At 41.4% G+C, this 278-nt stretch carries 1 protein-coding gene; it reads right to left on the bottom strand.

All coding sequences use genetic code 11. The features are described 5' to 3' along the window. The coding region (locus V6256_RS15305) for a transposase (RefSeq protein ID WP_341599116.1) at positions 1-278 on the bottom strand (278 nt) is incomplete at both ends.

Below are 278 nucleotides of genomic sequence, written 5' to 3'. Positions count from 1 at the left end.
TGCGGTTTGCTAGATGATGTTGCCTTAACCAGCTCCACACTTGCTCTATTGGATTTAGTTCCGGTGAGTATGGTGGCAGTTTTATTATTGAAACGTTATCCAAGCCTGCATCAATATTATCAACATGCCAACCTGCACCATCCATAATAACAACGGCATGCCTATTACTGACAGTGGCTTTGGATATCTGTAATAAATGTGTTTTCATGATCTCTTTATTAACGAACGGAACAACCATCGCCTCGCTAGCACCATTCGTTACACAGACTGAACCAAAT

This window comes from Psychromonas aquatilis, assembly GCF_038155185.1.
GTDB lineage: Bacteria > Pseudomonadota > Gammaproteobacteria > Enterobacterales > Psychromonadaceae > Psychromonas > Psychromonas aquatilis.
This window is presented reverse-complemented; position numbering and strand designations above follow the sequence as displayed.